This window comes from Streptosporangium amethystogenes, assembly GCF_000721075.1.
GTDB classification, from domain to species: Bacteria; Actinomycetota; Actinomycetes; order Streptosporangiales; family Streptosporangiaceae; genus Streptosporangium; species Streptosporangium amethystogenes.
Genome location: NZ_JOEQ01000010.1, coordinates 94,734 through 109,023, shown reverse-complemented (window position 1 = coordinate 109,023; position 14,290 = coordinate 94,734). Strand labels below are relative to the sequence as shown.

At 69.6% G+C, this 14,290-nt stretch carries 13 protein-coding genes; 11 read left to right on the top strand and 2 right to left on the bottom strand.

What is annotated here, in order from left to right; all coding sequences use genetic code 11:
* Positions 1-155: 155 nt before the first annotated feature.
* The 3 genes from IG98_RS0116450 (at position 156) to IG98_RS0116440 (ending at position 2,930) form a co-directional block, all read left to right on the top strand.
* A complete protein-coding gene (locus IG98_RS0116450) occupies positions 156-1,277 on the top strand; it encodes a citrate/2-methylcitrate synthase (protein WP_030912561.1) in 1,122 nt (373 codons plus the stop codon).
* Positions 1,278-1,311: 34 nt separating this feature from the next.
* Positions 1,312-1,602, top strand: a complete 291-nt coding sequence (locus IG98_RS0116445; protein WP_030912558.1) for a DUF3017 domain-containing protein — start codon at positions 1,312-1,314, stop codon at positions 1,600-1,602.
* Positions 1,603-1,715: 113 nt separating this feature from the next.
* Positions 1,716-2,930, top strand: a complete 1,215-nt coding sequence (locus IG98_RS0116440; protein ID WP_030912555.1) for an NADP-dependent isocitrate dehydrogenase — start codon at positions 1,716-1,718, stop codon at positions 2,928-2,930.
* Between the two features lie 169 nt (positions 2,931-3,099).
* Here the strand turns inward: IG98_RS0116440 and IG98_RS50555 are convergent, their stop codons facing one another.
* Complete coding sequence (locus tag IG98_RS50555) at positions 3,100-4,659, bottom strand: sigma factor-like helix-turn-helix DNA-binding protein (RefSeq protein WP_030912551.1); 1,560 nt, start codon at positions 4,657-4,659, stop codon at positions 3,100-3,102.
* A gap of 244 nt (positions 4,660-4,903) precedes the next feature.
* Between IG98_RS50555 and IG98_RS46940 the strand changes: the two genes are divergently transcribed.
* From IG98_RS46940 to IG98_RS0116420, 4 genes are all read left to right on the top strand, one after another.
* A complete protein-coding gene (locus IG98_RS46940; RefSeq protein WP_051752219.1) occupies positions 4,904-7,192 on the top strand; it encodes a protein kinase domain-containing protein in 2,289 nt (762 codons plus the stop codon).
* A gap of 9 nt (positions 7,193-7,201) precedes the next feature.
* The gene (locus IG98_RS54300; protein ID WP_281178486.1) at positions 7,202-7,336 is read left to right on the top strand and encodes a hypothetical protein; all 135 of its coding nucleotides are present in this window, start codon (positions 7,202-7,204) and stop codon (positions 7,334-7,336) included.
* Between the two features lie 41 nt (positions 7,337-7,377).
* Positions 7,378-8,355 (top strand): malate dehydrogenase, encoded by a 978-nt coding sequence (locus IG98_RS0116425; RefSeq protein WP_030912545.1) that lies wholly within the window; start codon positions 7,378-7,380, stop codon positions 8,353-8,355.
* Positions 8,356-8,523: 168 nt separating this feature from the next.
* Entirely contained in the window at positions 8,524-9,363 is an 840-nt protein-coding gene (locus IG98_RS0116420; protein WP_030912541.1) for a DUF11 domain-containing protein, read from the top strand.
* A gap of 47 nt (positions 9,364-9,410) precedes the next feature.
* Here IG98_RS0116420 and galE read toward each other — a convergent pair whose 3' ends face one another.
* Positions 9,411-10,370, bottom strand: coding sequence for a UDP-glucose 4-epimerase GalE (galE, locus tag IG98_RS0116415; RefSeq protein ID WP_030912539.1), 960 nt, complete (start codon positions 10,368-10,370; stop codon positions 9,411-9,413).
* 121 nt (positions 10,371-10,491) lie between these two features.
* Here galE and IG98_RS0116410 point away from each other — a divergent pair, with 121 nt between their 5' ends.
* The 4 genes from IG98_RS0116410 to IG98_RS0116395 all read left to right on the top strand — a co-directional run bounded on the left by IG98_RS0116410 (position 10,492) and on the right by IG98_RS0116395 (position 14,260).
* Positions 10,492-11,805 carry a hemolysin family protein gene (locus IG98_RS0116410; protein ID WP_030912537.1) on the top strand — a complete coding sequence of 438 codons (1,314 nt, stop codon included), beginning with the start codon at positions 10,492-10,494 and terminating at the stop codon, positions 11,803-11,805.
* Between the two features lie 14 nt (positions 11,806-11,819).
* Positions 11,820-12,824 (top strand): tryptophan--tRNA ligase, encoded by a 1,005-nt coding sequence (trpS, locus tag IG98_RS0116405; protein WP_211264002.1) that lies wholly within the window; start codon positions 11,820-11,822, stop codon positions 12,822-12,824.
* Between the two features lie 86 nt (positions 12,825-12,910).
* Entirely contained in the window at positions 12,911-13,831 is a 921-nt protein-coding gene (locus tag IG98_RS0116400; RefSeq protein WP_051752217.1) for a YihY/virulence factor BrkB family protein, read from the top strand.
* A gap of 75 nt (positions 13,832-13,906) precedes the next feature.
* Positions 13,907-14,260, top strand: a complete 354-nt coding sequence (locus tag IG98_RS0116395) for a PadR family transcriptional regulator (RefSeq protein ID WP_245651586.1) — start codon at positions 13,907-13,909, stop codon at positions 14,258-14,260.
* Positions 14,261-14,290 lie beyond the last annotated feature (30 nt).

Below are 14,290 nucleotides of genomic sequence, written 5' to 3'. Positions count from 1 at the left end.
GTAACTATTCCTACAGCTCCGGCTTACCCAAACGAGGTGATGGGGAATCGCCTTTGCCAGAAAGAGAATCATTCCTGAAATTGGCCTGGACCTCTCGGGAGGGTTTCCGCTGCTCACAGGTAGACTTCGGGCACAGATAAGCGGAGGAAACACTCATGGCGGACAAGCCCACCAAAGGTCTCGCCGATGTCGTAGCCGCGTCCACAGCGCTCAGCGACATCGACGGTCAGGCCGGTCGCCTCTTCTATCGTGGCTACGACATCCACGATCTGGCCGGCCGCACCACCTTCGAAGAGACCGCGCACCTGCTGCAGTACGGCACGCTTCCCACCCGGGAACAGCTCTCGGCGTACGGGGAGGAGCTGGTTCGAGGGCGTACGCTTGGCACGCTCGTCGAGGCCAACATCTCGGAGATCGCGGAGAGACAGGCCCCGATGGAGGCGCTGCGCACGCTGGTCTCGCTGGCCGGAGGCGATGATCCGGACAAGGACTCCAACGCCCCCGAGGCGAACCTGCGCAAGGCCGCCAGGCTGACCGCGCAGCAGCCGCTCCTCGTCGCCCGCTACCACGCGGCCAGGACCGGTGCGGTCATCCCCGCCCCGGACCCCTCCCTGAGCGTGGCGGCGAACTTCCTCCTCCAGATCACCGGCCGTACCCCCGGTGAGCGAGAGGTCGAGATCTTCGACACCTGCCTGGTCCTGCACGCCGACCACACGATGAACGCCTCCACGTTCGCCGCCCGGGTCTGCGCCGCGACCCTGTCCGACATGCACTCGGCCATCGTGGCGGCCATCGGCACCCTCAAGGGCCCCCTGCACGGCGGCGCCAACGAGCAGGTCATGCGTACCCTGGAGTCGCTCGACGCGGGCGCCGTCGCCCAGTCGGTACGCGACAGGCTCGCCGCGGGCGAGAAGATCATGGGCTTCGGGCACCGGGTCTACAAGACCGAGGACCCGCGCGCCACGCACCTGCGCCAGATGTCCCGGGAACTCGGCGAGGCATCCGGTGACGACACGTACTACCGGATGTCGAAGGAGATGGAGGAGGTCGTCTTCGAGACCAAGGGCCTCTATCCGAACGTCGACTTCTACGCGGCGACGGTCTACCACTACCTCGGCATCCCGACGGACCTGTTCACCCCGGTCTTCTCGGTCAGCCGCATGTCAGGATGGACCGCACACGTCATCGAGCAGCACGCCGACAACCGGCTGATCCGCCCGGACAGCGAGTACATCGGCGAGCGGGACCAGAAGTGGAAGCCGATCGCCGAGCGATGAGTCGGAACCAGAGGCGAGAGCGGGGGGTGGGTCGATGAACGCGCGAGCGGTGAACGCGAGCGAGGAACGTTGGGGACCGTATCCGCTGGTGGTGGCCGGCGCGGTCGCCGCGATGGCCTTCGCGGTGCTGCTGGACATGCCCGAGTGGGGCGGTTTCGCCCTCGGCGCCGTCATGACGCTGGGGGCACTGGCCCGGCTGGCCGGGGGTGGGCGGCTCGCCGTGCGCCGCAAGGCCACGGACGCCCTCACCCTCGCCGTTCTCGGAATCGCCCTGATGGCGGGCGGGCTGATCCTCGAATTCCCGGCTCTCATGCCGATGCGATAGGTCGGACGACCGGGTACGCCGCAGGGCGGTTGACCCGGTCCGATAGCCTCAACGGCCAGTGAGCCTCAAAAAGGACTGTCTGGCCAATTTAGTTCAGAAGGGGAACCACACGCATGCCCAAGATCAAGGTAGAGGGCCCCGTCGTCGAGCTTGACGGCGACGAGATGACCCGGATCATCTGGCAGTTCATCAAGGACCAGCTGATCCTTCCCTACCTCGACGTCGACCTGAAGTACTACGACCTCGGGATCGAGCACCGCGACGCCACCGACGACCAGGTGACGATCGACGCCGCCAACGCGATCAAGCAGTACGGAGTCGGCGTCAAGTGCGCCACGATCACTCCTGACGAGGCTCGGGTCGAGGAGTTCGGCCTCAAGAAGATGTGGAAGTCCCCGAACGGGACCATCCGTAACATCCTCGGCGGAGTCATCTTCCGCGAGCCGATCATCATGTCCAACGTGCCGAGGCTCGTCCCCGGCTGGACCAAGCCGATCATCATCGGCCGTCACGCGTTCGGCGACCAGTACCGCGCCACCGACCTGAAGATCCCCGGCGAGGGCACCCTGACCCTCACCTACACGCCCAAGGACGGCTCGGAGCCGATCAAGCTCGACGTCTACGACTTCCCCGGCCCCGGCATCGCGATGGCGATGTACAACCTGGACGACTCGATCCGCGACTTCGCCCGCGCCTCCATGCGGTACGGCCTGTCGCGCGGCTACCCGGTCTACCTCTCCACGAAGAACACGATCCTGAAGGCCTACGACGGCCGCTTCAAGGACATCTTCGCCGAGGTCTTCGAGACCGAGTTCAAGGCCGACTTCGAGGCTGCCGGAATCACCTACGAGCACCGCCTGATCGACGATATGGTCGCCGCGGCGCTCAAGTGGGAGGGTGGATACGTCTGGGCCGCCAAGAACTACGACGGCGACGTCCAGTCCGACACCGTCGCCCAGGGCTTCGGTTCCCTCGGCCTGATGACCTCGGTCCTGCTCACCCCCGACGGCCGGACCGTCGAGGCCGAGGCCGCCCACGGCACGGTGACCCGTCACTACCGTGAGCACCAGAAGGGCAACCCCACCTCCACGAACCCGATCGCCTCGATCTTCGCGTGGACCCGGGGCCTCCAGCACCGCGGCAAGCTCGACAACACCCCCGCGGTGATCGACTTCGCGGACAAGCTGGAGCAGGTCTGCGTCGAGACCGTCGAAGGCGGTCAGATGACCAAGGACCTCGCCCTGCTGGTCGGTGGCGACGCCAAGTGGCTGACCACCCAGGACTTCCTGGCGGCGCTGGACGAGAACCTGAAGAAGAAGATGGTCTGACCGGCGTCGGGTCAACCCCCGACCGCGAGGAAAGGGCCGCCCCCACGGCGGCCCTTTCCTTGTCACAGGGGGTCGCAGGGCCGCCGTGTCTCCAGGACGGGCGGCTCTTTTCCTTGCTGCAGAGGGATCGCGGGGCAGGGGGCTTTTTGTCGGGTTTTCCCGTACGGGGTCACGGGGTCACCGCGGCCCCCAGCACGATCGGGGCGTCGGCGGGGAGGCCGGGCAGGGCACGCGCCCGTCCGGTGACGGCGTCCACCCGGAAGAGGCCGAGGGGTTCGCCGCCGTCCCTGGCGCTCATCCTGACGACCACCTCGCGGGTGTCCAGCCAGCTCACCACCTCGGCGGTGGCGGGCCGCTCCGTCTCGGGGAGCGGGAGCCGCCTGAAGACCCGCCGCGACTCGGCGTCGATGACGTGGAGGCTGTGGGAGTCCGCGCCCTTCCCCGCGACGATCGCGGCGGAGTACCTACCGCTGGGAGAGTCGGCCCAGGTGCCGTACCTCTTACCGAGCCAGGCGGCGACCTTCTCGGTCGGAGGCAGCTGCTCCGCGGGCACGGACGTCAGGTCGCCGGTCGTGAAGTCGGTTCGCAGCCGCCGCTCGCCGAGCGTGACCGTGAAGTGGCGGCCGTTGGCGGAGACGCTCACCAGCGTGCCGTTCTCGGTGTCGGCGGAGGCGAGAACCGGCGACAGGTAGCGCTTCACCCCGCTGCCGAGGTCGTGGGCGACATAGCGGCGCTCCGCCGCGCTGAGGTAGGCGATGCGGCGCCCGTCGTGGCTGATGGCGGGGGCCAGCCGACGGTGTTCCCCGCCGTCGCCGCGCGCGAGGCGCTGAGCGGCGTCGGGGACGCTCAACGTCGATTCGCAGGGATCTGCGCCCTCACAGGCGGGAAGGCCGGGAGTGGAGCTCTCAGAGCCGCTGGAGACCAGTTTCAGGGTCCAGCCCGTGCAGGTCACGTCGCCGGCCCGCGCCGGGGACGTGTCGTCCGCCTGGCCACCCTGGCCGGGGCAGCGCCCGGGGATCGCGTAGCGGATCACCGAGGAGGTCCGCGGCGCCTGCCACGGCGCCGGGGTGGCGCTCGGCACGGGGCTGGAGACCGCCCGTACCGGCTCCTGGGCCTGTGCGGCGTGCGGCCGGTTCCGCTCGCCCAACGCCGAGTTCCACACCTCCGCGCGCTGGAGCATGACGAAGGCGGCGATCAGGCCGACCGGTACCAGCGCCGCCGCCATGGTGAGGAGGACTCCCCGATTGCGACGCCGCCTGAGTGCGCGTATGGACCGGGCGCTGAGGTCGGGGACCGACGCCTCGCCCGCCGCCGTGGCCATCCTCTTGACGAGGCGGGTCTTGTCACCCTTGGTGAGGGTGTCGATCGCCTCGGTGATCTCCGCCTCCACCGTCTTCTCCGGTATGCCGAGGACGGCGGCCATCTCGGCGTGGCTCCTGCCGTCGTGCAGGCAGGCGACGGCGAGGAGGCGCTGCCGGGGAGGCAGCCGCACCAGGGCCGTCGACCCGGCGGAGCTCGGCCGCGCCAGGAAGCGGCGGTAGAGCGCGATCTGGGCATGCGTGGTGGGGTTCTCCCACACCGGTGGCGGCCAGGAGAGGGCGACCGTGTGGAAGGAGCGCAGGGTGAGGCGGATGGCCTGCTCGTGGCTGCCGGTGAGAAGAAGGGCGGTGCCGACGAGGGAACGCTGATCGCGCTGCACGAACTCGCGATAACCGATATATCGGCGCATGGAAGTTTTTTGCTCCGGCTTGCCTGAGGGACGTACAACGGTAGCGATCTAAGCGGCTGGAGCGCCAGATTGGGGTGAATGTCGGAGATTGGGGAGTAAATGTGTCTGGCATCTCACCATGACGGGGGCTACGGACATGGCCACGTTGTAGGAAAACTGAGGTCACGTCGAGATAACAAAGGGAGGGTATGGGGCATGGCGCCGTAAAGTTTGCCACGTCGGAGATTACGAGACCGTGGGGACGATGATGTCGGAGATCGCGCCACTGGAAGCGGGAGAGCCGCGCCAGCTCGGGCCGTTCCGTGTCGTCGGGAAGATCGGTGAGGGCGGGCAGGGCATCGTCTACCTCGGAATCAACGCCGCGGGGGAGCGGGCGGCGATCAAGCTGCTGCACGTGAAGTTCTCCGGCGACGCCACCGCCAGGTCCAGGTTCGCCAGGGAGGCGCGGGCGGCCCAGCGGGTCGCGTCCTTCTGCACGGCGGGAGTTCTGGACGCCGACCTCGAAGGCGACACTCCCTACATCGCGAGCGAGTACATCGAGGGCAGGTCGCTGCGCGAGGTGGTGGAGACCGACGGCCCCCTGAGGGGCGTCGCGCTGCAGCGGCTGGCGATCGGCACCGCCACCGCGCTCACCGCGATCCACCACGCCGCGATCGTGCACCGCGATTTCAAACCGGACAACGTGCTCATCGCCGCCGACGGCCCGAGGGTCGTCGACTTCGGCATCGCCCGCATCCTCGACTCCACCGGCACGATCACCAGCCGGGCCATCGGCACCCCCGCCTACATGGCGCCCGAGCAGATCTCCGGCTCCGAGGTCGGGCCGCACACCGACGTCTTCGCCTGGGGGGCGACCGTCGCGTTCGCCGCGACCGGCGAGACGATCTTCGAAGGGAGGTCGATCGCCGTGGTGCTCAACCGCATCCTCAACCACGAGGTCGATCTCGGCTCGCTGCCGCAGCCGCTGCGCGGTGTGGTCACCTCGGCGCTGGCCAAGTCACCCGCCGACCGGCCTTCGGCGGACCAGATCCTGCTCAGGATGCTCGGCCACCCCGAGACGGTGAACGCCTCGCCCGCGATCCTCACCCAGGGCGCCAAGGTCGCCGCCCCCGACGAGCTCCGCTCCCGCACCCAGAAGCGCGACGAGTCCCAAGCTCGTGACCGGGGCCGCGACCAGCCTCGGCCCCGGACCAAAGGTCCGGTTCCCGACGACGACGCGACCAGCCTCATGCGTACCCCGACTCACCGGACGAACGCTCCGGGTGAGCCGGTCCTTCCGTCCACCGGGTTCCGGATGGGAGATCCCGCCCAGGCCCCGCCGTTCCGCCCCGGCCAGGAGAGCGCCGGTACGGAGGGGCAGGGGGGCCGGACCGGACGGCCGGATCAGGGCGAACGCCGTGAGACCTCCGGCCGGGGCGACTTCCGGTCCTCGCGCGATCCCGTGGAGAGCCCGTCCCACCCCGGCCACCACTCTCCGGAGCGCCGCCCGTCGAGCTACCAGGAGCACCCGTCCTCTCCCGGCTACCGGGAGTACCCCTCGTCTCCCGGATACGGCGACAGCGTGACCTCCCCGGAACAGGCGGGGGAGGTGCCGCCGCCCAACTGGCAGATGTCCACGACCCGGGTCGGCGGGCTGGAGGCGCCGCGGCGCCCGGGTGGGAGGCGCTGGATCGCCATCGGGGTGGCCGTGCTGCTGCTCGCGGGGGCGGCGTTCGCCGCGGTCCGCTGGTGGCCGAGGACCGTCTCCCAGGGCGGGCCGGAGCCGGCCGAGACCGGTCGGCCCTCGTACACCTCGGTGGTCGACAAGGCCGCCAAGACGGGCAGGCTCACCATCGGCGTGCGCGACTTCCTGCCCGGCATCGCGCTGAACAACGGTGGGAAGTGGGGCGGCTTCGAGATCGACATGGCCCTTGAGATCGCCAAGGCGCTTGGAGTGCCGGAGAGCGGCGTCACCTTCAGGTCCACCACCCGCGCGGAGCGGCCGAGGTTGCTGGCGAACGGTGACATCGACCTGGTCCTGGCGACCTACTCGATCAACGACACCGACGACGTCACCTTCGCGGGGCCCTACTATCTCGCCCACGTCGACGCCCTCGTCAAGGACGGTTCGCCGATCGTGACCGTGAAGGGCCTGGAGGGCAGCCGGATGTGTCAGCCGGCCGCGAGTGTCTCCGTGGCGGTGATCCAGGGCGTGGTCGAGCGGCTCACCCTGGTCCCCGCCCAGACCTACTCCGAGTGCGTCGACAAGCTGCGGGCCGGTGAGATCGACGCGATTCCCGGCGACGACCTGCTGCTGGCCGGCTTCGGCAACCGGGAGAATATCCGCTACAAGCTGCTCGGCCTCAAGCTCACCGACGAGCGTTACGCGGTGGCCCTCAAGAAGGGCGACAGGCGCACCTGCGAGGCCGTCAGGGGGGCGATCGCCGCCCTCTACAGGGACGGTACGGTCCGCAGGCTGCTCGACGAGCACTTCTCCAGGGTCGAGTTCCCCGGACGGGAGAACGCCCGCCCCGCCATGGCCACCTGCGCCTAGGGTTTCGGCATGGAGGGAGCCGGACAGGGCTCGAAGACCATCCGCCGGCGCGGCCACGCCCGCCAGGGCGCCCGCCGCACCGATCCCGCCGCGCGGAAGCCGGATGGGGCACTCGCCGGATGGTCGTCCGGCGTGGACGGGTAACATCCGAGCGTCACAATTCATCCTTCGAGTGGGGGAAGGTCATGGCCCAGACTCCCGTAAAGGTCACCGTCACCGGCGCCGCCGGTCAGATCGGCTACGCGCTGCTTTTCCGCATCGCCTCGGGCCAGCTGCTGGGCGCCGACGTCCCGGTCAAGCTGAGCCTCCTGGAGATCCCGCAGGCGGTCAAGGCCGCCGAGGGCACCGCGATGGAGCTCGACGACTGCGCGTTCCCGCTGCTGAGCGGCATCGAGGTCACCGACGACGCGAACGCGGCGTTCGACGGCACCAGCGTCGCCCTCCTGGTCGGTGCCCGCCCCCGGACCAAGGGCATGGAGCGCGGAGACCTCCTCCAGGCCAACGGCGGCATCTTCGGCCCGCAGGGCAAGGCGATCAACGACAACGCGGCGGACGACATCCGTGTGCTGGTGGTCGGCAACCCGGCCAACACCAACGCGCTCATCGCCCAGCAGCACGCCCCGGACGTCCCGGCCGAGCGCTTCACCGCGATGACCCGCCTCGACCACAACCGCGCGCTCTCCCAGCTCGCCGCCAAGCTCCAGGTCCCGGTCAGCGAGATCAAGAAGATGACCATCTGGGGCAACCACTCCGCTACTCAGTACCCCGACCTCTTCCACGCCGAGGTCGGTGGCAAGATCGCCGCCGAGCTGGTCGACGAGGCCTGGCTGCGCGACACCTTCATCCCCACCGTCGCCAAGCGCGGCGCCGCGATCATCGAGGCCCGTGGCGCGTCCTCGGCCGCCTCCGCCGCCAACGCGGCGATCGACCACGTCTTCGACTGGGTCAACGGCGCCGAGTGGACCTCGGCCGCGATCCCCTCCGACGGCTCGTACGGCGTGCCCGAGGGGCTCATCTCCTCCTTCCCGGTCGTCTCGCGCGACGGCAAGTGGGAGATCGTCCAGGGCCTGGAGATCGACGCCTTCTCCCGTGAGCGGATCGACGCCACGGTGCGCGAGCTTGAGGAGGAGCGTTCCGCGGTGCGTGAGCTCGGTCTCATCTGAGTGAGCGTTTACCCGTCAGCGCACGAAGGGGGCCCCGGTGAACCGGGGCCCCCTTCGCGTCTCGGCTCACCGGAGTACGTCCGGCTCCCGGAGAGCACGGGCGGCGAAGGGAAAAGACGGCGTGTCGATCATCGCGGGGCGGGGTGCCCCGGCGTTCAATGATCACTTATGGTCGGGGGATCGCTGTTCAGGGAGCACGTCGCGGTACGGATCGTCGCAGGGGTGATCTGTCTCGTGCTCGCGACGGTACCCCGGGCGGCGTCGGCCTCGCCCGACGACGAGGGCTGGGGCGGTGCCGACCTGTCGGTGCGGCTGACCGTCTCTCCGAAGCGCGCGCAACCGGGACAGCCGCTGACCTACCGTGCCGAGGTGCGCAACGCCGGCCCCGGAGACGCGGTGCTGCCGCTGCTCACGGTCCGGCTGCCCGACGGGGTGGAGGTGATCGGGGTCAACGTCGCCGAGTGCCTTCCCGGTGCCACCGCCGGTGAGGTGGTCTGCGCCGCGACGAAGGACGTCCCCGCCGGGCAGACCGGTGGGGTGACGATCAACGGGGTGGTCAGGACCGGTGCGCGAGGCCCGCTGGTGGCGAGCGCGTCGCTCTCCTCCGAGGTCGTGGACGACGACGAGACGAACAATCACTCCCAGACGCTGACCGAGGTGGACGACGGTACGGACCTCGCGGTCAGGCTCTCGCGCGCGGCGCGCGCGGGCCGTCTGGTCACCGTGTCCGCGGTGGTGCGCAACCGCGGGCCGCGGCGTGTCCACGACGCCGGGGTCTTCTTCGACACCGGCGGCGCGCGCCTCATGTCGGCGAGGGGCGCGCGGTGCGACTCCCATCCGGCCTACGTCGGCTGCCGGCTGCGTACGGTCGGCGCGGGCAGGAGGGTGAGTTTCATGCTCGCCTTCGTGGCCCGCGGGCACGCGCCGCGGGCCGAGGCGACCGTCTACTCCCTGCGGCTGGGCGACCGCCGTCCGGCCAACAACACGGCCCGCTTCAGCCTGAGGTAGGCGTGGCACTCCGAGTCGGTACGCGTCTCGGGCATGGCGGGAGCCGGTCAGCCGCGCAGGGCGGCCCAGGCGTCGGCGACGACGTCACGGAGCGACGGGTGCTCCGGCTTCCAGCCGAGCTCGCGCCGGACCTTCTCGGAGGAGGCCACCAGCACGGCCGGGTCACCGGCGCGGCGCTCGCGCACGACCGCGGGGATCTCGTGGCCGGTCACCTCGCGGCAGACCGACAGCACCTCGGAGACCGAGAAACCGGTCCCGTTACCCAGGTTGTAGATCTTGTGCTCGCCCGGCGAGCAGGCGTCCAGCGCCAGCAGGTGGGCCCTGGCGAGGTCGGCCAGATGGATGTAGTCGCGCACGCATGTGCCGTCGGGGGTCGGGTAGTCCGTGCCGAACAGGCTGACGGACTCGCGTTCGCCGAGCGGGACGGCGAGGATGTTAGGGATCAGGTGGGTTTCTGTGGCGTGACGCTCGCGGTAGACGTTGCCGTCCCCGGCGGTGTAGGCGCCGCCCACGTTGAAGTAGCGCAGGCTCACCGCGGCCAGGCCGTACAGCCCGGCGAACGTGCTCAGCGCGGTGTCGACCGCGAGCTTGGACGCGCCGTAGGGGTTGGTGGGCCGGGTCGGGTCGGTCTCCAGGATCGGGGAGCGCTCCGGCTCGCCGTACGTCGCGGCGGTGGAGGAGAAGACAATCCTGCCCACCCCGGCGCCCCGCATGGCGTCGAGCAGGGCCAGGGTGCCGCCGAGGTTGTGCGCCCAGTACAGGCCGGGCCGCTCCACGGACTCGCCGACCAGGGACTTCGCCGCGAAGTGCAGCACGCCGTCGATGCCGTTGAGCACCTCGGCGGCCTCGGTGATCGACCCCTCGACGAAGCGGGCGCCCGGTGGCACCGCGTCGGCGTGGCCGGTGGAGAGGTCGTCCAGCACGGTGACCTGGTGGTTCGCCTCGACGAGTTGTGCCGCCACGGCGCTGCCTATGTATCCGGCGCCTCCGGTGACGAGCAGCTTCACAGAGCCTCCTGTTTGATGTTGTTTGTACTTGTTTGTTTTTGTAACTCTACGCCAGCATATGCTGGCACATCAAATATCGGCCACCGCCGGAACGGGCGACCGCCATGACGGAGACGATCTCGTGAACAGCGTCCTGGCGAACATCGCCCTGGTCATGCTCTTCGTATTGATGGGAGGCTTCTTCGCCGCGGCCGAGATGGCCATGGTCTCCCTCAGGGAGAGCCAGGTCAGGCGGCTCGGCACCCGGGGGCGCAGGGGGGTGCGGGCTGCCAAGCTCGCCCGGGACCCCAACCGCTTCCTGTCCGCGGTGCAGATCGGCGTCACCGTGGCGACCATGCTCTCGGCCGCCCTGGGCGCCGACACCCTGGCCAGGGACTTCACCCCGGTGATGACGGGCTGGGGGGTGCCGGAGGCCGCGGCGGACCCGCTCGCCCTGGTAGTGGTGACGCTGGTCATCTCGTACACCTCGCTGGTCCTCGGCGAGCTCGCGCCGAAAAGGATCGCCAGGCAGCGCGCCGAGGGGATCTCGCTGCTGGTCGCGCCGTTCCTCGACAGGATGGCCGCGCTCTCGCGGCCGATCATCTGGGCGCTGTCCAAGTCCACCGACGGGGTGGTGAAGCTGCTCGGTGGCGACCCGGGCACCGACCGCGAGGAGATCTCCACCGAGGAGCTGCGCGAGATGGTGGTGGGCCATCAGGAGCTCACCGACGACGAGCGCCACCTGATCGGCGAGGTCTTCGCGGCGGGCAAGCGGCAGCTCCGCGAGGTGATGCTGCCACGCACCGAGGTGGAGTTCATGGCCGCCGACACGCGGCTGGCCGAGGCGGCGATCCTGGCAGCGGCCATGCCGCACTCCCGCTTCCCCGTCTACCGCGACTCCTACGATGACATCGTGGGCTTCGTCCACATCCGTGACCTGCTCGACCCGGTGCTGACCGGCTCCATCGAGCCGATCAGCGAGCTGGTGCCGATCCGCCCGGTCAAGCTGGTCCCCACCAGCAAGCGGGTGATGGCCACGCTGTCGGAGATGCGCAAGGAGGGACACCACCTGGCGATCGTGGTCGACGAGTACGGCGGCACCGCGGGCATCGTCACCCTGGAGGACCTGGTCGAGGAACTCATCGGCGACATCCGCGACGAGCACGACGTGGCAGACGAGCACGTCGCGCTGCCCGCGGGGGAGGTCGAGCTCGACGGGCTGGCCAACCTCGACGAGGTGGCGGCCGAGAGCGGGATCCGCCTGGCCGACGGCCCGTACGAGACCCTCGGCGGGTTCGTCATGTCGAGACTCGGCCACCTGCCCGCGCTCGGGGAGCGGGTGGAGATCCCCGGATTCGAGTTGAAGGTCACCGACATGGACGGCCGCCGGGTCGCCAGGGTCAGGATCAAACGGAGTACTTCGCGGACCGAGGCACCGACCACTCCCGACAGCTGACAGAATTGGTGGCTATGGCCAGCCCTCGCGTCCTGTCGGGAATCCAGCCCACCGCCGACTCCTTCCACCTGGGAAACTACCTCGGCGCGGTGCGGCAGTACGTCGCGATGCAGGAGGGCTACGACGCCTTCTACTGCGTCGTCGACCTGCACGCGATCACGGTGGACTACCGGCCGGAAGAGCTGCGCAGGCGCTCCAGGGTCGCCGCCGCCCAGCTCTTCGCCGCCGGTCTCGACCCCGAGCGGTCCACGGTCTTCGTGCAGAGCCACGTCCGCGAGCACACCGAGCTGGCCTGGGTGCTGATCTGCCTCACCGGTATGGGCGAGGCGGGGCGGATGACCCAGTTCAAGGACAAGTCGGCCAAGCACGGTGAGAGCTCGGCCAGCGTGGGCCTGTTCACCTACCCGATCCTGCAGGCCGCCGACATCCTGCTCTACCAGGCCAACAAGGTTCCGGTCGGCGCCGACCAGAAGCAGCACCTGGAGCTCACCCGCGACCTCGCGCAGCGCTTCAACCACCGCTTCGGCGAGACCTTCACGGTGCCCGAGCCGCACATCGTCAAGGGGGTCGAGAAGATCACCGACCTCCAGGAGCCGACGGCGAAGATGTCGAAGTCCTCCTCCTCGCCCGCCGGCATCCTCGACCTGCTGGAGCAGCCGGGGCCGCTCCGCAAGAAGGTCATGCGCGCGGTCACCGACACCGGTTCCGAGGTTCTCGCCGACGACGACGACAAGCCGGGCATCACCAACCTGCTGCGCATCCAGTCCGCGCTGAGCGGGACTCCCATCGGTGAGCTGGAGGCCCGCTACGTCGGGCAGGGGTACGGCACCTTCAAGAAGGACGTCGCCGAGCTGGTGGTCGACACCTTCACCCCGATCCGCGAGCGGACCGAGAAGCTGCTCGCCGACGAGGCCGAACTCGACAGGATGCTCGCCGTCGGGGCCGCGCGGGCCCGCGCGGTGGCCGCCGAGACCATGGCCAAGGTCCGCGACCGGGTGGGCTTCCTGCCCACCCCGTGATCCTCCGGGTACGCACGGCTGCTTTTTCGCCACCGTCCACGATCGGGACGGCGGCGATTGGGTAGAGGGCGCACGTGGCAAGTGTGATGGAACGTGTGCAAGCGGGTCGTGAACGGTTCAGAGCGGTGCTGGGCGCGGCCCGGATCAGGTGGCCCTGGTTCGACCATCTGGTCAGGACCGTCCAGCGATACCAGATTCAGTCCGGAGACCGGCTCGCGGGAGCGGTCAGCTACTTCGCCTTCCTGTCGTTCTTCCCGATCATCGCGCTGGCCTTCGCGGTGTTCGGCTACTTCCTCTCCGTCAGGCCCAACGCCACCGCGACCCTGCGGGAGGCGATCAACCAGTACCTGCCGGGTCTCGCCGACAAGCTGCCGATCCAGGAGATCGCCGACTCACGGGCGAGCGCGGGCGCCATCGGCCTGCTCGGACTGCTCTACGCCGGGCTCGGTGCGATCGACGCCCTGCGCGGCGCGCTGCGCGAGATCTCCATGACCACCGAGCCGCCGCTCAACTTCTTCCTGGCCAAGCTCAGGGACCTGTCGGCGCTCATCCTCGTCGGCACCACCATGGTCCTCTCGGTGCTGGTCGGCGGTTTCGCCACCCAGGCCAGCGGGACCGTGGCCGAATGGCTGGGCCTGTCGGAGTCGGTGGTCGGCACGGTCACGATCCGGCTGGTGGGCGTGGCGGTCAGCGTGCTCGCCGACGTCGTCGTCTTCCTGATCATCCTGCGCTGGCTGGGGCGTTCCAGGCAGCCGTTCCGGGTGCTGCTGTGCGGCGCCCTGTTCGGCGCGGTCGGCTTCGCCCTGCTCAAGCAGCTCGCGGCGCTGATCCTGGCGCACACCCTGAACAACCCCATCTACGGGGTGTTCGCCGTGGTGGTCGGCCTGCTGGTGTGGATCAACCTCTCGGCCCGGGTCATCATGTACGCCGCCGCCTGGACCGCGACGGCCTCCCTCGGCCCCCCGCCCTATCCCACTCCGGTTCCCGCCAACGCCATCCCCACCTGACCGCCGGCCCCTGTCCGGGCATCGCCCTCGGTCCGCTCTACCTAATATCATGCTTCCCGATATATGCTGTGAGGCATGACTACAAGGGCGATGACGGAGCCCGCGTTCCTCATCCTCACCGCGCTGGTCGACGCGCCGTGTCACGGCTACGGCATCGTGCGGGAGGTCGAGCAACTGTCCGGCGGACGGGTCCGGCTCAAGGTCGGCACGCTGTACGGCGTGCTCGACCGGCTGACGGGCGACGGGCTGGTGGCGCTGGACCGCGAGGAGGTCCAGCAGGGGCGGCTGCGCCGTTACTACCGGCTCACCGACGCGGGGTCGCGGACGCTGGAGGCCGAGGCCGTCCGGCTCGCGGAGAACGCCAGGACCGCGGTCGACCGCCTCCGCGCCAGGCACGGACGTCCGTCCGCCGCGGGCGGGCCGGCATGAGGCCGAGTGCACTCCGGGCGCGCCTGATGA